The organism is Nonomuraea sp. NPDC004702, assembly GCF_053601695.1.
Genome location: NZ_JBSGCE010000038.1, coordinates 75,000 through 96,703 on the forward strand (window position 1 = coordinate 75,000; position 21,704 = coordinate 96,703).

Genomic DNA, 21,704 nt, shown 5'->3' on the forward strand with positions numbered 1-21,704 from the left:
TTCTAGAAGGGCGCCGGGCTCACCCCAGGACGTCGGAGAGCGGACGCCGGGGCGTGCCCTTCTCCTCGAAGGTGACCCCCAGCCGCATGATCATCTGCGGGTGCTCCCCCGAGAACAGCTCCAGCCGCAGGAACTCCCGCAACAGCTCCAGCTCCAGGGCCTGCGTGTGGAAGGCGGCGCTGACCCCGTGCGCCGACGCCTGCAGCAGCACCCGTTGCAGCGCCTGGCCGGTGGCCAGCCAGTCCCGCCGGTCGTCCGCCCGCGTGGTCAGCACGGCGACCACCCCGACGGCCGTCTCGTCCTGGCCGCCCGGCGCGCCCCAGCCCTGCCGCCACGCGTAGTGACGCTGGGGGAAGACCGCCTCCGTCGGCGCGCCCTCGCGCGGGTAGCTCCCGGCCGGCACGCCGTCGGCCCGCGTGCTGCCCGGCGGCCTGGCCCACCGTACGACCTCCAGCCCGAACCGCTGATCCTGCTCCTGCACGCCCTGCGCCGCCCGGGTCAGCGCGGCCAGCACCTCCACCGCCTCCACCGACCGGACGGGCGTCAACCGGACCCCCTCACCCATCGCCGCCCGCACCAGCGACTCCACGAACGCGTCAGGGACCGGGACGTCGGCGAAACCCGCCCGATGCGTGTGACGCCGCTCGATCTCGCCCGCGAGCACCCGCGTCACCTCGTCCGGCTCGCTCTCCCGGCCCGGCCGGACCGTCGCCAGCAACCCGGGCCGATCGGGATCCGGCAGGACCCGGACGACCGGCTCGAACCCCGCGCGCCGCATCGCGACGCACATCGTGAACAGCGCCGCGCCACAACTGATCACCAGCTCCCGCCCGGTCGCGTCACCGGCCTTGAGCTGCCTGCCGGTGTCGGCCTTCAACGCGATCTCCACGTCGGAGACCGAGAAGGTCCACGGCTGGGTGTTGTGCACGGAAGGGGCCCATCGAGCGGCCTCGACCGCCGCGTCCATGGCCTGTCTCGGCGAGCACGTGCTCATGGTCCACCTCCAGAAGACGACCGCGTCGAATGTTCGGTCTTCTCTGTCCGGCCTACCCCGCCAGGATGAGACCTCCCAGGACGCCCGGCACAGGGCCGGAGGACCCGCGCCACGAGGGTCCAAGGACACTTCCGGGGCCGGCGCGAGTGCCGGAGGGCCACGGAGTTCAGGACGTCCGGCGGTGTCGCCCCGCGGTCGCGCGCGTCAGTCTGGGACCAGGATCGTTCACGGGAAAGAGATGATGATCATGGCCCCGATCCGTTCCCTCCTCGCCGTCGCCCTGGCGGTGACCGTCACCGGCGTGCCGGCCTTACCCGCGCGGGCCGCGCGGCAGGCCGCCGTCCCCGTCCTGGTCGGCATCCGGGCCGCGCACCTGCCCGGCCTGGACCGGCTGGTCTTCGAGTTCCGCGGCCCGGTCCCGGCCCGGCACGACGTGCGCTACGTGTCCCGGCTGATCGCCGACGGCTCCGGACGGACGGTCGGCGCGGTCGGCGACGCCCTCCTCCAGGTCCGCTTCGACCAGGCCGACGGCCACGACCGCCGGGGCCGGGTCACCTACGGCCCCACCCGCCGCACCTACGCGCTGCCCGGCGTCGTCCAGGTCGTCAACACCGGCGACTTCGAGGCCACGCTCACCTTCGGCGTCGGGCTGGCCAGGCGCGTGCCCTACCAGGTCCGCACGCTCACCCGGCCGAGCCGGGTCGTCGTCGACCTCACCACGTCCTACCGGACCGTGTCCGTACGCGACCACTTCCTCGACACCACCGCCCGGAGCCCGCGCACGGCGGCCGTGACCCGCCCGGTGGCCCCGCCGGCGACCGCCTACGGCGCGCTGCAACGGCTGTTCGCCGGCCCGACCGAGGCCGAACGGGCGCGCGGCCTGCGCTTCGTCAGCTCCAGGGCCACCGGCTTCGGCAGGCTGACCGTCGCGGACGGGATCGCCAGGGTCCACCTGACCGGCCCGGTCGACGGCGGCGGATCGGCCTTCACCATCGCCGACCAGATCAGGCCGACGCTCAAGCAGTTCCCGGCGATCCGGTGGGTCAAGATCTATGACGCGGCGGGGCGTACCGGGCATCCCGCCGGGCCGTCGGACTCGATCCCCCGTTCGCTGGCGCCCGGCTGAGGCCGGCCGGGGTGCCTGTTGGCACGTCTTCCCAGGAGAACGGCCATGTTGATCTTCTTGGTTCGTTCATGATGGCGGGGTGACCACGCCTTGTCCTCCGTGATCCGTACGCGGGGCCGCCCCATCCGTCCTGCTCCGTGATCCGTACGCGGGGCCGCCCCGTCCGTCCTGACGGACTCGGGACGAAGGTCCTCCCGTCAAGAGCCGCCCGCCCCTGCCGTCCCCGCCGGGGCGCCCGCACAGTGCTTCAAGGAGGTGTCCGTTGAAAGCGTTGATCGACCTTCTGGCCCGGCGCGTACGCCTGTACCGTCCCGACGGCAATCCCCTGCGCCGCCGTTCCGACCGGCTGGAGGCGCTCGCGGTGCTGGTGACCGGGCTCGTGGTGCTGGCGGGCGTCTGGCCCGCCGTCCTCGTGGGCCGGCTGGCCTACGAGGGCGCGCTCCACGAGGAGAGCGCGCACGCCGTGGGACGGCACCAGGTCAGGGCGACGCTGCTGGCCGACGCGCCGGCCGCCCGCGTCGCCCTCACCGAGATGCCGGTGGGCGAGCAGCGGGCGATGGCGAGCTGGACGACGTCCTCGGGCGCGGCGCGCAGCGGCCCGGTGCCGGTCCCCGGGGTGGCCAGGGCCGGTTCGACGGTCCCGTTGTGGATCGACGCCGCCGGCCGGCCCGTGCCGGCGCCCACCGCCCGCACCGTCCTGCGGACGAGGGGCGTGGTGACCGGCCTCCTGCTCATGTCCGTGATCGCCCTGGCCGCCGCGGGCGGGTTCGCGGCGTTCCGGTGGTGGACGGATCGGCGGCGGTACCGGGAGTGGGAGGTCCAGTGGGCGCGGGCCGGCGAGGACTGGGGACGACGGCGCAGCCCCTGATCGCGCCGGACGTCCTTCACCGCGGCTCGCAGGCCCTGATTCGCCGGCTCGCGGGCACTGATTCGCGCCGCCCGTCCATCACCGCGGCCCGCGGCCCTCGGCATCGTCGGCGGGACGGATCACCGCGACCGGGCAGCGCGCGTGGTGCAGCACCCCTCTGCTGACCGAGCCGAGCAGCAGCGAGCCGAACGCGCCCCGGCCGCGGGAGCCGACCACCAGCAGGTCGCAGCCCGCGCCGGTGAGCGCCTCGACCGGATGGGCGCTCTGCACGTCCTCCACGATCGCCACCTCGGGATGCCTCTCCCGCCATCCGGCCGTCCTGGTCCGGATCACCTCCCGCTGGGCGGCCCGGACCTCGTCCACGTCGTAGGCGATCTCCGGCGCGAAGGCGTGCACGGGGATCTGCCAGGCGTGGATCAGGCGCAGCGTGGCGCCGCGCAGCCTGGCCTGCTCGAAGGCGTAGCCGACGGCCGGCTCGCAGACGCCGGAGTCGTCGATCCCGACGCCGACCTCGCCGACCCGCTCCGGCGGGTCCGCGCGCACCACCACCACGGGACACCGCACCTGACCGGCCACCTGCGTGGTCACCGACCCGAGCAGCGCGCCGGCGAACCCGCCCAGCCCCCGGTTGCCGATGACCAGCTCGTCCGCCCGCCGCGCCTGATCCTGCAGGACGGCCGCGGGCGTCCCCTCCACGATCTCGGCGTGCACCGCCACGGACGGCTGCCGCGCCCGGACCGCCGCCTCGGCCCGCTCCAGCACCCTGGACGCCGCCAGCAGCAGGTTGTTCCACTGCCCGAAGTCGGGGAACCTGCCGACGCTGTACGGCTGCCGGTCCAGGGCGTGCACGATGTGCAGCTCCGCGCCCGTACGCGCCGCGTCGTCGGCGGCCCAGCCCAACGCTGCGTCCGACGGCGCGGACCCGTCCACGCCGACCATGATCCGTCCCGGCATGCTGCCTCCCGGCCGTGGATCTTCCTCGGGCCCCGCCTGCCCAAAGTCAGGAGCGGGCGAAGAAACCCCAAGTTCGCGGGCCGGAAGCCGTCCGGAGCCGCCCCGGATCGCCTCCGCCGCCAGATTTCTCCAAGTTTTGGGGCTGGCGATCCTGTCCGCTCACCTCCCGGACGGCTGAATGAGTAGGGGAGGTATGAGCGATGTCTGAGCTGGTCGTGGTGGGTGTCGACGGATCGCCGTCCGGGTTCGACGCCGTGGCGTGGGCTGCCGACGACGCCTTCAGGGCGGGGGCCGCGCTGCGGATCGTGTCCGTGGTGGAGACCTGGCCGTACCAGGTTCCGCAGATCGCCGCCGTCGAGTGGGAGAGCGCGATGACCGAGCGCGCGCGGGAGATCCTGGCCAAGGCGCAGGAGATCGTCGGTGAACGCCGGCCCACGGTCGAGGTGAGCACCCGGGTCATGACCGGGAAGGCGTCGGTCGCCCTCCGCGAGCAGGCGGCCGAGGCCGCCGAGCTGGTGGTGGGGCGCAGGGGGGCGGGCGGCTTCGCCGGTGCCGTGCTCGGCTCGGTCAGCATGAGCGTGGCCGGTCAGGCGCCCGGCCCGGTGGTCGTCGTCCGCGACGGGGACGCCGCCTCCCACGACGAGGTCGTCGTCGGCGTGGACGGCTCCCCCGCCTGCGAACCGGCCCTCGACTACGCCTTCCGGCAGGCCGAGCTGCGCGGCGGCAGCCTGCGGGCGGTGCACGCCTGGCCGCTGCCGTTCGCGCTGGCGCCCGACTTCTCGTGCGACATCGAGGCGCTGCGGGAGAGCCACCTGCGCGTCACCAGGGAGCAGCTCACCCCGTGGCAGGAACGGCATCCCGACGTCAGGGTGATCGCGGACGTCCAGTGCGGCCATCCCGTCAAGACGCTCGTCGCCGCGGGCGACCGGGCCGACCTGCTGGTGCTCGGCTCGCAGGGCAGGAGCGGGCTGGGCTCGTTCGTGCTCGGCTCGGTGATGCGCGGCGTCCTGCACCACGCGCGCTGCACCGTCGCGGTGGTGCGCGAGCGACCCTGAAGCGGCGGCGGGGACTCCCGGCCCGCCGTCCAGGGACCAACGCCCCTACGGCCGGGCCGCGTCGCCGGATGGGATGGAGTCAGGACCGAGAACCCCCGAGGTGAACGATGAACCTGACCGTCGAGGACGTGATGACCCGCGAGGTCGTCTCCGTCGGCGCCGCCACCCCGTTCAAGGAGATCGCCGAGGCGCTGGCCGGCCGCGGGATCGGCGCCGTGCCGGTGCTCGACGACGACCGGCACGTCATCGGCGTCGTCTCCGAGTCCGACCTGCTGTGCAAGGAGGAGTTCCGCGAGCAGTTCCCCGGCGAGGACTACCGGCCGCCGCTGCTGTCCCGGGTGCGCCACCGGCCCGGCAGCAGGAAGGCCACCGCGGTCACGGCCGCGGACCTGATGACGAGCCCGCCGGTCACGATCACCGCCGAGAGGTCGGCGGTCACCGCCGCCCGGCTGATGAACGCCCGCGACGTGCGCCGGATCCCCGTGGTCGACCACAACGGCCGCCTGGTGGGCATCCTCAGCCGCGGCGACCTGGTCAGGATGTTCCTGCGCGGCGACGAGGAGATCGCCGCCGTCGTCCGCGACGACGTCCTGCACCGGGCGTTGTGGATGGACACCGGGAGCGTGCGGGTCTCGGTGCGGCAGGGCGTGGTCACGCTGTCGGGCCGGATGGACCGCCGGTCCGAGGCCGCGCACGCCGTCCGCCGGACCTGCGGCGTCAACGGCGTCGTCGGCGTGGTGGACGAGCTGTGCTGGCGGCTGGACGACGTGCCCGCCTGACTCGGGGCACGTCAGGCCGTGCGCGGCGTCACCAGCCCCGACTCGTAGGCCAGGACCACGAGCTGGGCGCGGTCGCGCACGCGCAGCTTGGCCATCGCCCGGTTGACGTGGGTCTTGGCGGTCATCGAGCTGATCGCCATGTGGGCGGCGATCTCGTCGTTGGACATCCCCCGCGCGACCAGGGCGACGGCCTCGCGCTCGCGGTTGGTCAGCTCCCGCAGCTCCTCGCCGTGGGTGGCGGCGGGCGGCCGGGTGACGTACCGGTCGATCAGCATGCGGGTGATCGACGGCGCGAGCAGCGCGTCACCGCGGGCCGCGACGCGCACGGCGTGCAGGAAGTCCTCCGGCACGACGTCCTTGACCAGGAACCCGGCCGCGCCGGCGCGCAGCGCGTTGAAGACGTACTCGTCCAGGCCGTAGTTGGTCAGGATGACCACGCGCACGCCGGCCAGGGCCGGGTCGGCGGCGATGCGGCGGGTCGCCTCGATGCCGTCCACGACCGGCATCTGGATGTCGATGAGCGCGACGTCCGGCAGGTGCTCCCTGGCCAGGGCCAGGCCCTGCGCCCCGTCGGCGGCCTCGGCGACCACCTCGATGTCGTCCTCCAGGTCGAGCAGCGCGCGGAACCCGCCGCGCAGCAGCGGCTGGTCGTCCACCAGCAGGACCCGGATCACGGCGTGCGGTCCATCGGCAGCTCTGCCTGGACGGTGAAGCCGCCCGCGCCGCGCGGGGCCGCCCGCAGGCTGCCGCCGAGCGCGGTGACGCGTTCGCGCATGCCGATCAGGCCGACGCCGGGCACGGGGGCGGCGTCCGGCGTGGCCGTGCCGTCGTCGTCCACGCGGATGGCCAGCGCGTCGGGACGGTAGTCGATGCGGACCTCCGCGGTCGCGGCGGCGGCGTGCCGGGCGATGTTGGTCAGGGACTCCTGGACGATCCGGTACGCGGTCCGGTCCACCGCGGCCGGCACGTCCCGTCGTTGCCCTTCGATCGTCAGCGTCGCGTCGAGGCCGGTGGTCCGGGCCCGTTCCAGCAGCTCGGGGACCCGGTCCAGGCCGTGCGGCGGAGTCGTGTCGTCGCGCAGCGCCTCCAGGGTCGCGCGCAGCTCCCTGGTCGCCTCGCGTCCGGCCTCCTGGATCACCAGCAGGGCCTGCGGCACCTGCTCCCCCTTCCTGCGGGCCACGTGCACGGCCACCTCGGCCTGCACCTTGATGACCGAGATCTGGTGGGTGAGCGAATCGTGCAGGTCCCGCGCGATGCGCAGCCGCTCCTCGTCGGCACGCCGCCGCGCGGTCTCCTCCCGGGTGCGCTCGGCCTCCTCGGCCCGTCCCTCCGCCTGCCGCAACGCCTCCCCGGCGGCGCCGGCCGCGACCAGCCAGGCCAGCTCCAGCGCGCCCCTGGCCTGCGCGAACGCCTCGCCCGTGTCGTGCAGCCCGGAGGCCAGCGCGGCCAGGGGCAGCAGGGCCAGCACGATCACGCTCGCGGCCACGGTGACCAGCCGCCGTCCGGCCCGCATCGCCGCGTACACCGCGAACAGGTACGCCACCGCCGGCACGTCGAACCCGGCCGCCTGGTACCCCACCGCGCACAACCCCGTCACGGCCAGGACGGGCACCGGCGCCCGGCGGCGCGCGACCAGCGCCAGTCCGCCGGCCGCCAGCAGCGCGTAGCCGAGCGGCGCGAGGTGGGTGGCGGAAGGCTGCCCGGACAACCCGGTGATCACCAGCGCCGCCGCCACGCCGGCCGCGATCAGCCAGTCGATCACCCCGGCTCCGACGCCGAGCCGCCTTGTGCTCATACGCGCACCATAGCCGCATGTCCGGCCGTACGACTCCGGCAGGAGGATCATGCGCCGCCTACCGCGGACGCGGTACGTCCGCGCCTGCCTGCCGCCCCTGCGGTAGCCGGCTGCGGCGCCGGCGGCACCCCGACAAGCCCGCTCCCGCCGGACGACCGGCGGCGGGCCCGGCGGTCATGCTTTCCACGTCAACGTCCAGCCGAAGGGAACCCGCCATGTTCATCGACCACCTGCTCGCGGCCCAGGCCGACCCCGTCGCCGCGTACGCCATGACCACCGGCCGGATGTGGTCCCTGATCGCCGCCGGGCTGGGCCTGGCCGGCGTCGCCGTCGGCGGCCTCGGCCTGGCCCGCGCCACCGGCCGCCTCCGCCGCCGCGCCACCCCCGGCACCGGCACCGGCACCGCGACGGTGGCCGCGACCGGGAAGCGCGGGGCCGTCGTCGCCCTGGCCGCGGGGGTGACCAGCATCGTCATCGGCGGCTGGGTCATCGGCGCCGCCAAGGGCGGTCCGGGCACCGGCTACGGCATCGTCGGCGGCTACCTGGACCTGATCCTCGGCCTGGCCGCCGTCGTCCTCGGCGTCCTCGTCCTGAACCGCGCCCGCCGCACGACCTGACCGCCGAACAGCGCGAGTCCCGTGACGCGAAGGCTTCCCCGGTGGCTCGGCCCGTGAGCCGGGGGCCGCGACCGCGGCAGATGCCGAGCAGGCCGATCTTCGTTCAAGAGGTCAAGGTCAGGGCAGTTGCGGGTCATGAACGAACAGGACAAGCTGCCCGAGGACATGCCGCCCGCGGTCGGACGGGTCAACGGGGAGAGCGACACCACCGCCGCGCGGGCGGCGGTCGAGGTGAGGGACACTCCCCGGCCGATCCCCGCCGAGCCGGTCGAGCCACCGCCCGATCCGGAGGAGAAGGTCGCGCAGGAGCGGCGCGAGGTGGCCGAGGAGTCCGGCGAGGACAAGGAACCGGACGTGGAGCCGGACGCGGAGCCGACCGACTGACCACCTGCCCACCACCTGCCCACCATCCGCCCATCCGCCCATCCGCGACGCCCGCCCGTCCGTCCGTCCGCCTATCAGGACGCCGGCCCGCCGGGACGATCCGCCGGGGCGTCAGGAGGGCAGGAGGGCGTGGGAGAGCTGGTCGGCGCTCCAGCTCTCCCACTGCGCCGGCGTCCAGCCGCACTCGCGGGTCATCACCAGGAACAGGTCCGGTGACAGCAGCCCGACGGTGATGTCGGTGGCCCGCTCGGCGGTCAGGCCGGGCCGCAGGGCGTGCAGGCGGTCGAGGATGGCGACGACCTGCCCGTGGGCGGTGTGCCGCTGCTCGCTGTTGACGGCCCACTGGGCGGCCATGTCGGCGTCCGCGGCCGCCGCGTCGCGGACCACGGCCAGGACGGGGGCGACGCGGCCGAGGATGACGCCGCTCTGGTGCACCCACCCCCGCACGACCTCCCTCGGGTCCCGCGACGCCTGCAGGGCCGCGAACCACGGACGTTCCAGCAGCGGCACGGGCTCGTCGTCACCGGCCGAGGCGACGTCGACCACGTGCTTGAGCAGCCCGCTCTTGGTCCCGTAGTGGAAGTACACCGTCTGCACCGAGACCTCGGCCGCGTCGGCGACCTGCTGGAAGGTCGTGCCGGCGTAGCCCCGCACGACGAACAGCCCCTGGGCGGCGTTCACGATCCGGCTTCTGGTCTGGGCCGAGCGCCGCTTGGGGCTCTTGACGTCATCCATCGATTTAGAGTACCACTTTAGAGTAGCACTTTAGAGTGAGGCTACAAAGGGTGGTGAGGCATGACGTCCATCGCGATCCGGCTCCACACGCTGCGGAGACGGCCATGAGCGCGCTCCATCTGCCGGCGGGCGGCGGCGCCGTCCACCCGTTCCTCGGCACCACCATGACCGTGAAGGCGGGCGGGCCGGAGACCGGCGACCGGCTCACCGTCATCGAGCAGGAATGCCCGCCGGGCTTCGCCACGCCCCTGCACGTGCACCGGGACGACGACGAGGCGTTCTACGTGCTGTCGGGGACGGCGCGGATGCACTGCGGCGAGCGGTCGTGGCAGGTCGCCGCCGGGGCCTTCGTCCTGCTCCCCCGCCGGGTGCCGCACGCCTTCGCCAACGTCCAGGACGCTCCCCTGCGCCTGCTCCAGCTCACCTGGCCCGCCGGATTCGAACACTTCGCCGCCGAGGTCGCGGCCGGGGACGTCGATCCCGGCCATCTGGCCGAGGTCGCCGCCCGCCACGGCTACCAGGTCATCGGCCCGCCCCCGGACACCGCCGTCCGACCCCCGGCACACCCCCCACGCCCCGAGGAGTCCTCATGAGAGTCGTCCGCAAGACCGCCGGCGTGCTCGTGTCCGCCGTCGTCCTGACGTCGTCCGTCACCGCGACGGCCGGCGCGTCCAGCCTGGAGCAGAAGACGTACGTCTGGCGCGGCTACCTCTCGGCGGGCCAATGCACGATCGAGCCCGGCGCCACCTGGACCCTGTACTCCAACGGCACGGCGCGCCTGGACGCCACCGTCTCCAGCCTCGGCGACGAGGACGCCTGGCTGATGTGGGCGCACCTGAAGGACGGCGCCGGCGCCCTGCTCGGCGACATCCGCGTGTACGGCAGCACCAGCACCAAGTTCGTCAAGAACCTGCACGACCGCCGGACCTATCGCTGGATCGCCAAGGGCCAGTTCGACCCCGACCTGTTCGACCTGGTCAAGCGCATGTCACTGAGCAAGCACTGCTGAGCCGCCCGAACGCTCCCGCACCAGGCCCCACCGCACGCGCGCCGACACCTTCGACGAGAGGACGCCCATGAGCCGCGCAGCCTCACCATCCCGAACCGGCACGGCCGCCGCCGCCCTGCTCGCGGCGACCTTCTGCCTCACCACACCGGCGCCCGCGGCGGCGGCCGGCAGCGCGTGCGACCCGGCGCTGGTGGCGCCGTCCGGCAGCCTCATCGGCGGCCTGTGGCGCTCCAACGGCGGCGAGCGCAGCGTGTACGGCTGCCCCACCACCAAGGAGTACGGATACCCGGACAAGAAGGGCTCCTGGCAACGCTTCGCCAACGGCAAGATCGTCTGGTCGCCGAACCTCGGCGACGGCGCCCTGGTCCGCGTCTACCGGAAGGGCCAGAACCTCGTCTTCAAGTGGAGCGGCCTCGGCCGTGACTGGGACTTCTTCAACGTCCGCTGGAGCAAGGACGGCGGCAAGGCCACCCAGGTCCGGACGGGCCGGCTGACCGCCTGGAGCGGCCAGTACGTGATGGCCCCCTACGTACGGGACGGCGTCGGCACCACGACCAACGGCCACGAGGTCAACACGTTCGCCTTCGTCGTCCAGGGCTGCGACAGGGCGACCTTCGGCTCCGACTGCGGCCCCTGGAGCATCCCCACCTCCATCGGCCTCGCCCACTGACACTGGCGGGGACGGCCGGAAGCGTCGCCTGCGCCCGCGCCGAACACCTCCACGCGATCCGGCTTCGCTCCTTCACCGTGGACGGCACCGGCCACGCCCCCCACAAAGAGCAGGGCAGCCCGATCCGCCGTCACATCATCCGGCGGAACCAGCGGACCCCCGACGAACGTCCGTTCGCCGCTCATCAGGGCAGGCGGGCGTGTTCGGCCCGGGTGGCGGCGATCCGCTCACGCGCGAGCGTACGGGCCCGTTCGGTGTCCTTGCCGGTGAGCCGGGCGAGGATCGTGGCGAGCGGCCTGATCTGGCCCCAGCCGCCCCAGTGCCCCTCGGGGATCTCGGCGGGGAACACCCAGATCCGGCTGGCGTCACGCGGCCAGGCGCCGTTCTCCGCGTCGAGGATCGCCTCGGTGACCTCGGCGATGACGCTCGCCCGCTGCCGCGCGTCGAGCTGGCCCTCGGGGACGGACGGGACGACCTTGTAGCGAGGTGCGTCCGCGGGTTCTCCGCCGACGTAGACGCCGGCCGGTCGGTGCAGCCAGAGCCAGGAGACGGAACGGCTCACCGGGTCGGCGGGGTCGAATCCCTCGTTGCGGATGAGGATCTCGGTGATGCGGTTCAGCAGGGCCGCCTCGGCGTCCGGCTGGAGCGCGCCGTCGGGAATGTACACGTCGAGCATGGGCATGGTCGCTCTCCTTCTGAGTTTAATTCTTCAACTCAGGCCGGAGTCTACGAGGGCTGAGTACAACTTGTAAACCCAGATGGGTACACTCATCCCATGGAGACGCGGCGGATCGACCCGGTGAACTGCTCGGTGGCGCGCGCCCTCTCGGTGGTCGGTGAGCGCTGGTCGCTGCTGATCGTTCGCGAAGCGCTGGACGGCGCGCGCCGGTTCGGAGAGTTCCAGTCCCGCCTCGGGATCGCCAGAAATCTCCTGGCGACTCGGCTCGAGACCTTGGTGACCGCGGGAGTGATGCGCCGCGCGCCCTACCAGGATCCCGGGGATCGGCAGCGCTTCGCCTACGAGCTCACCGAGCAGGGCCGGGCGTTGCGGCCCACGCTCGTGGCGCTCCTGGAATGGGGCGACGCGTACCTCGCCGATCCGCAGGGCCCGTCGGTCATCGTCCGGCACCGGCCCGCCGACGATGCGAGCTCCTGCGACGAGCCGGTCAAGGTCGTCCTCGAGTGCGCCGCGGGGCACCGCCACCTCGCCCCGGAAGACGTCTGCCGCACGCCCGGGCCAGGCGCGCGCTTCGTGGAGAGCTCCTGAGATCCCGGGATCGTCCTGCCCCTCCCGCGGGGACGGGCGGAGGGTGGCGTCAGTGCGACAGCGGCGCATCCGTGGTGTCGACCAGTTCGCAGTCGGCCACCGGCCCCTCGGCGACGCGCGCCCAGATCCCGGCGACGTTCCTCTCCTCGCTGACACTGAACTCCAGCACGCCCGTCTGCCCCTCCTTGATCGCCCTGGGGTCGATGACGAAGCCGGCCTCATGCCCCTCGGGCGGCGGGAACACCGACAGCGGCGCCTCCTCCTGGCTCAGGAAACGGGCCGCGCGCGGCTCCGGGCCGCACTTCTTGCCGTCGGGCACGTAGCTGACCACCACGTTCGCCCCCAGCCCCCGCAGCTCGGCCTGCAGCCCCTCGGGGTCCTGCGCCTCGCTGATGCTGATGTCGATCAACCCGTCGGACGCCCTGGACACCGCGTACGCCGGCCCCCCGAACAGCAGCGGGACGGCGACGGCCACGGCGGCCGCCAGCGCGCCGACGGGAGCCAGCAGCCCGACCCGGGACGGACGAGTACGGGGCGCCTTCTCGATCTCGGTCATCACGAACTCCTTGAGCAGTTGGCGACGGCCCTCGGGAAGATCACGCTCAACCGGCACGTTCATCGGATCTCCTCCTTGGCGGGGCCTCGGTCACCTGTTACCTGTCGGCTCGTCCCGGCGAGTTCCCCGAATCCTGCGATTTCTCCGCGTTCCTCGCGTTCCCCGGATTCCCCGAGTTGCCCGTGTTCCGTGAGTCCGTCGCGTTCCGCGAACTCGGCGAGCTTCCTGCGGGCCCGCGACAGGCGGGACCTCACGGTGCCCACCGGCACGCCCAGCGCCTCGGCGGCCTGGGCGTAGTCCAGCGCGGCCCAGACGCACAGCGCGAACACGTCCTGCTCCTGCTTGCGGAGCCTGCCGAACGCGCGTCTGACGGCGGCCAGCCGTTCGGCGTCGTCGATGCGCCCGACCACCTCCTCGGCGAAGTCCGGCACCGACTCGCCCTTGGGGATCCTGGCCAGGGCGTCGTCATGGCGGCGGGCGGCTCTGCGGACGTTACGGGAGACGTTGGTCGCGATGCCGAGCAGCCACGGCCGCAGCGAGCCGCCCTCGGGATCGATCTTCGGGCGTAATCGCCAGGCTTCCAGGAACGTCAACGCCATGACGTCCTCCGCCTCGCTCCAGTTGGCCGTCAGGCGGAAGGCATGGTTGTAGACGGCCTTGGCGTACTCGTCGAAGAGTCGCGAGAAGGCCGCCCGATCCCCAGCTCGGATCCGGACACGCATCGACATATCCACATATCAGTACTGTCCGCCCACCACCCCGAGTTCCCGAACACCTGCCACATCCTCAGCCGCGCGGTCCTGACCGCCACCGCGGAGCTCCCCGCCGGCCCGAGTCCCCTGATCGACGCCGTTCGACGGCCACCTGGAGGAACGGACCGATGCCCGCACGCCGCACGGAGAGGGCATCGGCCGATCCTGACGATCGCCGTCCGACGGCCGGCTCCACCGGTGAAGGGCTCCCGACCATGGCCGAGGGCCTTCACCGGCGTTACGTCGTCTTCCGGATCAGACGCGGCGCTCGTCGACGCCCACGGCGCCGACGCCCGTGCCCAGCCGGCCGCAGACGCCCTGCGACTGGCCCGAACGACCCGGCGGGAGGTCGACCCAGTCGCCGACGACGTCGGGCGCCCAGCCGCAGGTGATCACGGCCCGGAACCGCCAGGTCTCGCCCGTCGGGTTGCTGCACATCGCGATGCCGAGGTAGTTGTCGTTGTTGTGGACGAAGGTGTCGCAGTCGAGGACCGTGGCGGCCGACGCGGGCGCGGTGAACCCCAGCGACAGCAGGGCGACGGACCCGGCGACGACCGCCGCGACATGCCTTGTCTTGCGCAATGCCCCTCCTGAACGAATGCTTGCCTGTCACTTACCGTCATGCAGCGTACGCAAAGAGTGGCGGCTGCGGAAGGCGCGGTCTCGTCAGGAGTCGCTTCCCCGGGATGTCGGCGGGGCGGGGCGTTCAGGCCGTGTTGGTCGGCGAGGGCCACGATCGTCCGTTCCCCTGCCCCGGCTGGTCGCCGAAGGCCGGGGGGAGCTCGTACAGGAGCCGTTGGGGGCCCTGGTAGAAGGCGGCCAGCAGCGGGGGCGCCGCCTCCAGTTCGGCGGCCAGGACGTCGAGCGCGGCGGGCAGGTCGACGTCCGCGGTCGCCACCGCGACGCAGGCGCAACCGGCCAGTTCGGCGGCCAGCGGCTGGATCGACCCCGTGAACAGGCCGGCGATCGGGTGCGGCACCACCTCCTGGCGCAGTGCGTCCATGACGAGGGCGGCGATGCTGTGGAGATGCGGGAAGCGCGCCGCGGTGGCGATCATCGCCTCGTGCACCGGGCCGGCGTCGGGGCCGGGACGGGCGACCACCCGCAGGTGCCGGGGCGTCAGGGGGAGCCAGGTCCAGTCGATGGTCTCGGCGTCGGCCACCACGACGTCGTCACGATCGTCGGTCAACGCCCGCAACGCCGGGACGTCGGCCCCGCCGCACAGCAGAAGCGTCGCCGGGGGCAACATCCGGTCGACGGACGGGAAGAGCGGGGGCGCGAGTGGCGGCGCAGGCGCGAGCCGCGGACGCGCCCCCTCCCCGAGCCCCGCCCCACCAGCCACCCCCAACCGACCCGCCTCCCGCCCCAGAGCCGCGCGACCGGCCACCGACCAGCCTGCCCCCTGACCGAGAGCCGCACCACCGGCCGTCCCCGCTCGGCCCGTCCCCTGATCGGCGTCCCCCGGACGGGCCGGGGCGGGCACGAGCCCGGCACCGGCCTGCGGCCACGCACCCCGTTCCACCGCTTCGCCACGCCGGCCAGGCCCTGAGAACCCGTCGCGCGGGGGCGGCGCTGCGGGTTCGTCGCGCCACGGCGGTTCTGGCCGGTCGAGGAGCAGGGAAGGGCCGCCGGGCGCGACCGGAGCCGGTGTGGGGGCGGAGCCGTTCGGTGCCGGTGCGGGGGTGGTCAGGGCGGCGGCGGGGTATAGGGGCTCGCCGGGCCGCCAGGGGCCGTCGGCGGCGAGCGGGGAGACGGCGGTGGCGGCGGGGACGATGGCGCGGACCAGCGCGACCGCGTCCTCGCCCGCCCCGCACTCCAGGAAGACCTCCGCGCCACGCGCGGCCAGCCCCCGGACCGCCTGGTGGAAGTGCACGGCGACGACCATGGCGTCGGCGGTGACGGCGACGGGATCGTCGTCCGGGGTGAGCAGACGTCCCAGCGTCGGCGAGAACACCGGCCAGCGCGCCGGAGCCGTCCTGACGCCGGGCATGCGCCCTCTCAGGTCGGCGGCCGCGGCGGCGACCGCGGGCGTGTGGGCGGGGTGCGGAACCCGGAGAACGGCGCTCGTCCAGCCCAGATGTCCGGCGATCCGGGCCGCCTGGGGCATCAGCTCGCGCGGCCCCGACAGGACGCACCGCCGCGGCGTGTCGTCCCAGCCGACCACGAGATGGGGATGGTCGAGCAGCGCGACCAGGTGCCGGGCCTGCACGGCCGAGACGTCGAGGGACATCATCGCGCCCGGCCAGCCCAGGCCGGTCAGTGCGCGGCTGCGCGCGCAGGCCAGGCGCGCGCCGTCGCCCGCGCTCAGCACCCCGGCGGCGACCAGGGCCCACAGCTCCCCGAGGCCGTGGCCCACCAGCGCGTACGGCTGGAGCCCCTCCCGTACGAGGGTGTCGAAGGTGGCTAACGACACCGCCATCAGGGCCAGGTAGTGGCTCTCGGGGCCGGGCGGGCGGGGGGCGTCCGGGGTGAGGAGGTAGGGGCTGAGCGGTGGCGAGCCGTACTCGGCGGCGACCGCGTCGATCTCCGCCAGGAGCTCCGGCACGGCCGGCGTACGGGCGACCAAGGGGGCCAGCACCCCGGCGGCGGGCATGGCTACGCTGCCCGGGAAGACCGCGACGACTTTGCTGCGCATGTAGTCCCTTCCTGGAGGCGGGGCTTGCGGCGCACGGGAAAGGACCGGCGAAGGGCGCGGTCTTGGCGAACTGATCGCGCCCGTCGCCGGTGTCCGTCCGGCCGAACGACTGATACCGCTCGCACACGATAAGTAGTCGTGTCATTGCGACACGTCACCCTATCGACGGAGAAACTCGCCTATAGCCGTCCGCACCTCTTGCGACCAGGCCCCCGAAGTGTGCACTCGCCTCGCGGCATCACTTTGAGTAATTGGTTAGTCACTTATGGCGGCCGGGATTCTGGGGAGCGCGTCCGTCCTGGTGATACGAACGGGTGGGTCAGTGCGACCCGGGGGGTGCGCGATGGAATTCTGCCCGGAAGAGCTCGGCGGCGGCCACGGTGACGACGGACGAGCCGGGCCCGCCGCCGGGCGCGGGGTGCTGCACGGCGCGTTCGCGGTGCTGGAGGAGCTCGCGCGGGTGGAGGAGGCCGGGCTGACGCAGCTCGCCGTGGCCACCGGCCTGCCCAAGGCGACCGCCCACCGGTTGTTGTGCCGGCTCACCGACCTCGGCCTGGTCCACCGCGAGGACGGCGGCCGCTACCGCATCGGCACGCGGATGTTCCGCTGGGGTCAGCGCTGGTCACCGGCCCAGGTGCTGGGCACGGCCGCCGTGCGGCCGCTGCGCCGGCTGGCCGCCGCCGGATGCGCGGTGACCATCGCGGTCAGGGACGGCGACGATGTCATCGTCGTCTCGGGGATCGGCGACCCGGCCGTGGACGAGGTCTTCCGCATGCGTCCCGGCCTGGTGCTGCCGGTGGCCAGCGCCGCCGAGGTCGTGCTGGCGGTGGGGAACCCGGTGTCGGGCCGCCGTCCCGATCCCGGCTGGAGCCTGCCGGAGGGGCACTCCCCGGCCGAGTGGGCGCGGCGGGTCGGCGACGCCCGCGAGCGGCGGGTGGCGTTCGACTTCGAGGCGGCCCTGCCGCCCCTGGGCTGTGTGGCCGCCCCCGTGCGCGCGCCGACGGGGGCCGTGGTGGCCGCGGCGGCCGTCGTGGTGGTCGGCACGAACCGGCTGCCCCTGCTGGCCGACGCCGTACGCGAGACCGCGGCGTGCATCAGCGCCAATCTGGCCCGGGTGCCGGGCGCGGGCCGCGCCCTGAGCCTGCTGGCCGCCCCGGAAGGCCCGCCACCCGACCGCTGAGCCCCCAGCTGCCCGTCTGAAGGGGTGACCGGCGGCCGTCGCCGCCGGTCACGGCCGGGCGGTCCGGCTAGGCGTCGAAGTCGATGACCAGCCGCCCCAGCCGGGCGCGCAGCGGGACGCTGTCGGCGTGCGCGAGCCGCTCGCCCACCGGGATCCGCTCCGGCGCACCACCCCCGGCCGCGTCGATGACGACCGTCTCGTCGGCCGTGCCCGGGTCGGTGCGGTAGCGTTCGCGCTCCTCGACCAGGAGGCGGTACTGCCACACGATGTCCAGCACCGCCGGCGGGATCACCGCCGACCACTGGTAGCCGGCCCCGGCCGTGCCGCAGGTCAGTTCGGCCCTGATCGGCGTGTCCGTCCAGTCGAGCTCCTCCGCGCTGGTGAAGGGCCGCCGCTGGACGGTCGCGGTGACGCGGTGGCTCGCCGCGACCCCGGGCAGCCCGGCACCGGCCGACGCGCCGAGCTCGGTGGCGGCGGCGGGCCCGGCGAGGACGACGCGCAGCCCCCCGCCGGACACCTCCTCGACCGTCAGCGTCCGGCGCGGCACGAGCTGCGCGAACTCGGCCTGCACCACCGGCGACAGCTCCAGCCCGGTCAGCGCGTGCGGCTGGTAGCGGGCCAGGGCCAGGCGCAGGTACGGGAAGCAGGCCGACGCCTGGCCGGCCGTGCCCAGGTCCACGTCCACGTCGGCGAACCACAGGCGTTTGGCCGCGTCGTACGACGGCTCGTACGCCACGACGGCCCCCATCAGCTCGCGGCCCTCCCCCGACTCGGCCAGTCGCAGCCCGACGGCGGTGACGGGGCCGGGGAAGTTGCCGGGAGCGGGCGGGGGCAGCACGGTCGCGTCCGACCAGACGGGGTCGGTGCCCCACCGGGTCGCCAGCCGGCCGGGCAGCACGTCGCCCCCGGGCGGGTCGAGGACGACCGCCAGCAACTCGTCGTCGCCGGAGGAGAACCACGGCCGGTCCAGGTGGACCCGGACGCCGGCCCCGTCGCGTACCGACACCAGACGCCGCTCGCGGCGGTCCTCCTGCCGGCTCCACCGGAAGGTGGGCAGCAGGTACGACGGCTTCGGCGGCTCCGGCCGCCTGCTCGCGGGCACCGGCCAGCCCCGCCCGGACGGTCCGGCGCTCGGCTCGCCGGCGCTGGTGACGAGGCCGGGATCGGCGGTGATCGACGGGTGGAAGTACTCGCGGAACCGGGTGGTGGCGGTCGGCCGGTAGGCGACGTTGCGGTGCAGCGTGTCGCCGAAGTCGTGGCGGACCGGGGTGGCCGAGTGCGGCAGGCGCACCTCCTCGCGGTCGGCGTGGGCCAGCTCGACCCGGCCGACGTGGGCGTGCTCCCTGATCCGGCGGGGGGCCGGTTCTTTGACGTCGTCGATCCAGCGCGTCCAGGTGGCGTCGATGTCGACGTGCCCGGTGCTGCGGGGGTGTGCGCGCAGGGTGCCCCGCAGGTCGGCGAAGGTCTGTTCGGGGTCGCGGGCGAAGTCCAGCCCGGCGAGCGCGGGCGGCGACAGCGGGCGTTCGACGGCGTGCACGAGGCGCAGCTCCGTGTACGGGGTGAGCAGCCAGTTCAGCCCGGCCACGGTCTCCTCGGCGATCAGCTCCCGTTCGGCGTCGGTCAGGTCGCGCCAGAAGTCCGAGACGAGCAGGCGCTGCCAGACGGGCAGCAGGGCGAGATCGGCCGCGGTGAGCCGGCAGCTGAGCCGTACGGTCGCCGTCTCGGCCTTGGGCAGGTGGACGGTGAGCCGGCGCGGGACGTCCTGCCATCGCGGCGGCCCGTCCCCCTCCTCGATCCGCAGCGTGAACGGCGCCGCGTCCGGCCAGCCGTCGTGGAAGCCGTCGTAGAAGGAGACGGGGTACATGGGCGGCGCGCCCGGCAGGCCGTACAGCGTGACGCCCCTGGCCAGGACGTCGGGCAGGTACGGCAGGATCAGCTCGGCGGCGGTGTGCACGACGAACTCGCCGCGCTTCAGCCCGGCGCCGCGCGTCACGGGCAGCTGGGTGACCGGCTCGGGGTCGGCGGCGTCGTGCTTGGCGACCGCGATCTCGCCGAAGAACAGCAGGTCGCGGGTGCGGCGCGGGTCGTCGGCGTAGCTGACCACGGTGTCGAGGAACGTGCCGGCCTCGCGGGCGGCGGCCGTGAAGAACCGTCTGCGCACCTCCTGCGGCCGGTCGCCGCCGATGGCGTCGTCGAACCGGCCGTGCCGCTCGGCCATCTGCAGCGACGTCTTGGGCGGGGCGACGAACCGCTCGTCGTAGTAGACGTACCGGCGGCTCAGCCCGTCGGCGGCGGGCGGGTGGTCGGTGTGGCCGGGGACGTCCTGGCGGTCCAAAGCCCACTCCCAGGCGGGCACGTCCCGTCCGGTGGCCGTGACGGTGCTCCGGATGACCAGGCACTGGCTCGACTCGCCCTCGTTGAACGGCCTGCGCTCGACGATCACAGGCGGCGGCACCGGCTCCCACCGCGAGTACGTGATCGCCCGCGACAGCGCGGACGCGGGCGCCTGCGCCGCCGGGTCCAGGGCGTTACCCGCCAGGTCCACGACGCGGGCCCGCAGCCGGTAGGTGCGCCCGTACCGCAGCGCCGGCAGCGAGCCGGGCACCGGGGTGAACTTGGTGTCGAGCGGGAAGTTCACGTCCACCTCCGGATCGGCGACGACCGGCCGGCCGAACCTGTCCAGCGTGCGGCCGGGCAGCGGGGCGGCCAGGCTCCAGCCGTCCCAGCCGAACAGCGCCTGGTGCACGTACAGCTCGTCGGTCCTGGTGGCGTCGCGGGTGACGGCGCTCGCCCGGACCGCGCCCTCGTCGTCGGCGATCCCCTCGATCCAGTACGGCGGCTGCCCGCCGCGGCGGATGAGGTAGGAGCCGCGGCGGCGGCACAGGGAGAGCCAGCCGGTGACGGCGCCGTCCGGGCCGACGATCCCGGCGTCCACGCGGAACCCGCGGACCAGGTGCCCGGCGTGCAGCTCGGGGACCGCGTCGTCCGGTCCCCGCTGGTGGGCGGCGTCGTCGCCGATCTGGGCGGCCAGCCAGGCGTCCCGTCCGCGGTGGAAGACGGTGAGCCCGGCGCCCTGGAGCGCCGTCGTGCCGGTGCCCAGGTGCTGGGCGCTCGGCTGGCCGCTCGGCCCGCTCAGGCCGTGCATGCGCTCGATCAGCGCGGTGAAGTCGGCCGCCTTGATGGCCGCGCCGTCGACGTCGGCGTCGGTGACCGTCCAGTCGTCGCCGCCGAGGCCGAGCCAGCCGCCCTGGACGGGGTGCCCGGGCGGCGACGCGGCGGTGAAGCGCTCCCCCGGCGCGAAGTCGTAGAGCGTCCACGGCCGCAGCCGGTCGGTGTCGAACGGCGGGGGCACGTCCTCGAACGCCACCCGGAGCCGTCCGGCGGCGGCGAGCCCCGCAGGCACGGGGACGACGAGGTCGAGGACGAGCCCGAGCCGGCGGCACAGCTCCGGATAGTCGGCCAGGAAGCCGCAGACGCCGTGGAACTCCACGTCGGGCGGCTCCGGCCGGGGCCGGCCGGCCTCCGCGCCCGCCGGGCCGCCGCCGTTGCCGGGGGGCTTGGGCCGGTCGTAGAACCTGACGGCCTCGGCCAGCGCGAACCTCGTCTCGTCGCCCCGGTAGGTCGCGCTCGTCCGGTCGAGGGTGGCCGGGCCGAGCTCGGCGGCGGAGCGGACGCCCCCGCCGATCATGCCGTCGATGGCCCGGTAGGCGGCCTGGGGGTCGCCGCTGAACCTGCTCATCTCGCCGGCCACCGGGAGTTCGCGGACCAGACCGGTGTACGGCTGACGCCAGGGCCGTCGCGGGCGGCCGTCCCCGAGGGCGGCCTCGCCGCTTCCCGGAGGCGTGAGGCGGTCGCTGATCACGGCCTGGCCGATCTGGTCGTACAGCGTGGCGATGCGCTCGTGGACCAGCGCCGCGGGGAACGACCGCAGCACCCGCACGCCCGGCGAGCCGCCCGCGACCGCCGCGCCGAGGGCGCCGGCGGCGGCCAGGGAGCGCGACCGCACCGGCGAGGCGGCCGGGAAGAGTCTCCCCCACAGGTCGGAGTCGGGGGCGGGGGATCTCGGGTCGGGGTGTGGGACGACCGGGGCCGCGTGGCCGTCCCACACGATGCGCAGGGCCGGCAGGACAGTCTCGCGCAGCGTCCTCGGCCAGTCGGTGAACTCCGCGACGTCATCGAGCCGGCCGCGCGGCGCCTCCAGCCGGGGCCCGACGGCGACCGACAGCCGCACCTCGCCCGGCCCGGCCGCCCCGGCCGGCAACGCCGTCCACAGAACCTTGAACGTGCCCATGCGCTCCCCCGTACTCTGTCCGGTCCGTTCGCTCATG

General features: G+C 74.2%; 22 protein-coding genes. 11 read left to right on the forward strand and 11 right to left on the reverse strand.

Going from position 1 to position 21,704, the window contains the following annotated elements; all coding sequences use genetic code 11:
* Positions 1-19 precede the first annotated feature (19 nt).
* Positions 20-994 carry an Acg family FMN-binding oxidoreductase gene (locus tag ACWEJ6_RS36115; protein WP_452429628.1) on the reverse strand — a complete coding sequence of 325 codons (975 nt, stop codon included), beginning with the start codon at positions 992-994 and terminating at the stop codon, positions 20-22.
* A 247-nt stretch (positions 995-1,241) separates the two neighbouring features.
* Here ACWEJ6_RS36115 and ACWEJ6_RS36120 point away from each other — a divergent pair, with 247 nt between their 5' ends.
* Together ACWEJ6_RS36120 and ACWEJ6_RS36125 are read left to right on the forward strand one after the other, a co-directional pair.
* Positions 1,242-2,120, forward strand: a complete 879-nt coding sequence (locus ACWEJ6_RS36120) for an AMIN-like domain-containing (lipo)protein (protein ID WP_452429630.1) — start codon at positions 1,242-1,244, stop codon at positions 2,118-2,120.
* Positions 2,121-2,382: 262 nt separating this feature from the next.
* Positions 2,383-2,988, forward strand: a complete 606-nt coding sequence (locus ACWEJ6_RS36125; protein ID WP_452429632.1) for an Rv1733c family protein — start codon at positions 2,383-2,385, stop codon at positions 2,986-2,988.
* A gap of 78 nt (positions 2,989-3,066) precedes the next feature.
* Here ACWEJ6_RS36125 and ACWEJ6_RS36130 read toward each other — a convergent pair whose 3' ends face one another.
* Positions 3,067-3,942, reverse strand: coding sequence for a universal stress protein (locus ACWEJ6_RS36130; RefSeq protein WP_452429634.1), 876 nt, complete (start codon positions 3,940-3,942; stop codon positions 3,067-3,069).
* A 200-nt stretch (positions 3,943-4,142) separates the two neighbouring features.
* Here ACWEJ6_RS36130 and ACWEJ6_RS36135 point away from each other — a divergent pair, with 200 nt between their 5' ends.
* Complete coding sequence (locus tag ACWEJ6_RS36135) at positions 4,143-4,997, forward strand: universal stress protein (RefSeq protein WP_452429636.1); 855 nt, start codon at positions 4,143-4,145, stop codon at positions 4,995-4,997.
* 107 nt (positions 4,998-5,104) lie between these two features.
* The gene (locus ACWEJ6_RS36140) at positions 5,105-5,776 is read left to right on the forward strand and encodes a CBS domain-containing protein (protein ID WP_452429638.1); all 672 of its coding nucleotides are present in this window, start codon (positions 5,105-5,107) and stop codon (positions 5,774-5,776) included.
* Between the two features lie 11 nt (positions 5,777-5,787).
* Here the strand turns inward: ACWEJ6_RS36140 and ACWEJ6_RS36145 are convergent, their stop codons facing one another.
* Both ACWEJ6_RS36145 and ACWEJ6_RS36150 read right to left on the reverse strand, forming a co-directional pair.
* Positions 5,788-6,450 carry a response regulator gene (locus ACWEJ6_RS36145; protein WP_452429640.1) on the reverse strand — a complete coding sequence of 221 codons (663 nt, stop codon included), beginning with the start codon at positions 6,448-6,450 and terminating at the stop codon, positions 5,788-5,790.
* Complete coding sequence (locus tag ACWEJ6_RS36150) at positions 6,447-7,571, reverse strand: sensor histidine kinase (RefSeq protein WP_387670321.1); 1,125 nt, start codon at positions 7,569-7,571, stop codon at positions 6,447-6,449. Before ACWEJ6_RS36150 ends, ACWEJ6_RS36145 begins: the two co-directional genes overlap by 4 nt.
* 215 nt (positions 7,572-7,786) lie before the next feature.
* On the opposite strand from ACWEJ6_RS36150, the gene ACWEJ6_RS36155 reads away from it, so the two are divergent.
* Positions 7,787-8,188, forward strand: coding sequence for a DUF6223 family protein (locus ACWEJ6_RS36155; RefSeq protein ID WP_452429642.1), 402 nt, complete (start codon positions 7,787-7,789; stop codon positions 8,186-8,188).
* A 135-nt stretch (positions 8,189-8,323) separates the two neighbouring features.
* Complete coding sequence (locus ACWEJ6_RS36160; protein ID WP_452429644.1) at positions 8,324-8,572, forward strand: hypothetical protein; 249 nt, start codon at positions 8,324-8,326, stop codon at positions 8,570-8,572.
* 111 nt (positions 8,573-8,683) lie between these two features.
* On the opposite strand, the gene ACWEJ6_RS36165 is transcribed toward ACWEJ6_RS36160, so the two are convergent.
* Entirely contained in the window at positions 8,684-9,307 is a 624-nt protein-coding gene (locus ACWEJ6_RS36165; protein ID WP_358293629.1) for a TetR/AcrR family transcriptional regulator, read from the reverse strand.
* Between the two features lie 104 nt (positions 9,308-9,411).
* Between ACWEJ6_RS36165 and ACWEJ6_RS36170 the strand changes: the two genes are divergently transcribed.
* From ACWEJ6_RS36170 to ACWEJ6_RS36180, 3 genes are all read left to right on the forward strand, one after another.
* The gene (locus ACWEJ6_RS36170) at positions 9,412-9,900 is read left to right on the forward strand and encodes a cupin domain-containing protein (protein WP_397160078.1); all 489 of its coding nucleotides are present in this window, start codon (positions 9,412-9,414) and stop codon (positions 9,898-9,900) included.
* Entirely contained in the window at positions 9,897-10,316 is a 420-nt protein-coding gene (locus ACWEJ6_RS36175) for a DUF6294 family protein (RefSeq protein ID WP_452429647.1), read from the forward strand. The genes ACWEJ6_RS36170 and ACWEJ6_RS36175 overlap by 4 nt, the downstream gene beginning before the upstream one ends.
* 67 nt (positions 10,317-10,383) lie before the next feature.
* Positions 10,384-10,986, forward strand: coding sequence for an LGFP repeat-containing protein (locus ACWEJ6_RS36180; protein WP_452429649.1), 603 nt, complete (start codon positions 10,384-10,386; stop codon positions 10,984-10,986).
* A gap of 184 nt (positions 10,987-11,170) precedes the next feature.
* On the opposite strand, the gene ACWEJ6_RS36185 is transcribed toward ACWEJ6_RS36180, so the two are convergent.
* The gene (locus ACWEJ6_RS36185) at positions 11,171-11,668 is read right to left on the reverse strand and encodes a hypothetical protein (RefSeq protein WP_452429651.1); all 498 of its coding nucleotides are present in this window, start codon (positions 11,666-11,668) and stop codon (positions 11,171-11,173) included.
* 93 nt (positions 11,669-11,761) lie between these two features.
* Here ACWEJ6_RS36185 and ACWEJ6_RS36190 point away from each other — a divergent pair, with 93 nt between their 5' ends.
* Positions 11,762-12,253, forward strand: a complete 492-nt coding sequence (locus ACWEJ6_RS36190; RefSeq protein WP_452429653.1) for a winged helix-turn-helix transcriptional regulator — start codon at positions 11,762-11,764, stop codon at positions 12,251-12,253.
* Positions 12,254-12,302: 49 nt separating this feature from the next.
* Here ACWEJ6_RS36190 and ACWEJ6_RS36195 read toward each other — a convergent pair whose 3' ends face one another.
* The 4 genes from ACWEJ6_RS36195 to ACWEJ6_RS36210 all read right to left on the reverse strand — a co-directional run bounded on the left by ACWEJ6_RS36195 (position 12,303) and on the right by ACWEJ6_RS36210 (position 16,196).
* Positions 12,303-12,872 (reverse strand): hypothetical protein, encoded by a 570-nt coding sequence (locus tag ACWEJ6_RS36195; protein WP_452429655.1) that lies wholly within the window; start codon positions 12,870-12,872, stop codon positions 12,303-12,305.
* Positions 12,869-13,531, reverse strand: coding sequence for an RNA polymerase sigma factor (locus tag ACWEJ6_RS36200; RefSeq protein WP_452429657.1), 663 nt, complete (start codon positions 13,529-13,531; stop codon positions 12,869-12,871). Before ACWEJ6_RS36200 ends, ACWEJ6_RS36195 begins: the two co-directional genes overlap by 4 nt.
* Positions 13,532-13,816: 285 nt before the next feature.
* A complete protein-coding gene (locus tag ACWEJ6_RS36205) occupies positions 13,817-14,143 on the reverse strand; it encodes a hypothetical protein (protein ID WP_387670341.1) in 327 nt (108 codons plus the stop codon).
* A gap of 124 nt (positions 14,144-14,267) precedes the next feature.
* Complete coding sequence (locus ACWEJ6_RS36210; RefSeq protein WP_452429659.1) at positions 14,268-16,196, reverse strand: acyltransferase domain-containing protein; 1,929 nt, start codon at positions 16,194-16,196, stop codon at positions 14,268-14,270.
* 343 nt (positions 16,197-16,539) lie between these two features.
* Between ACWEJ6_RS36210 and ACWEJ6_RS36215 the strand changes: the two genes are divergently transcribed.
* Positions 16,540-17,376, forward strand: a complete 837-nt coding sequence (locus ACWEJ6_RS36215; protein WP_452429661.1) for an IclR family transcriptional regulator — start codon at positions 16,540-16,542, stop codon at positions 17,374-17,376.
* A gap of 67 nt (positions 17,377-17,443) precedes the next feature.
* On the opposite strand, the gene ACWEJ6_RS36220 is transcribed toward ACWEJ6_RS36215, so the two are convergent.
* Positions 17,444-21,703 (reverse strand): hypothetical protein, encoded by a 4,260-nt coding sequence (locus ACWEJ6_RS36220; protein WP_452429663.1) that lies wholly within the window; start codon positions 21,701-21,703, stop codon positions 17,444-17,446.
* Between the last annotated feature and the right edge of the window lies 1 nt (position 21,704).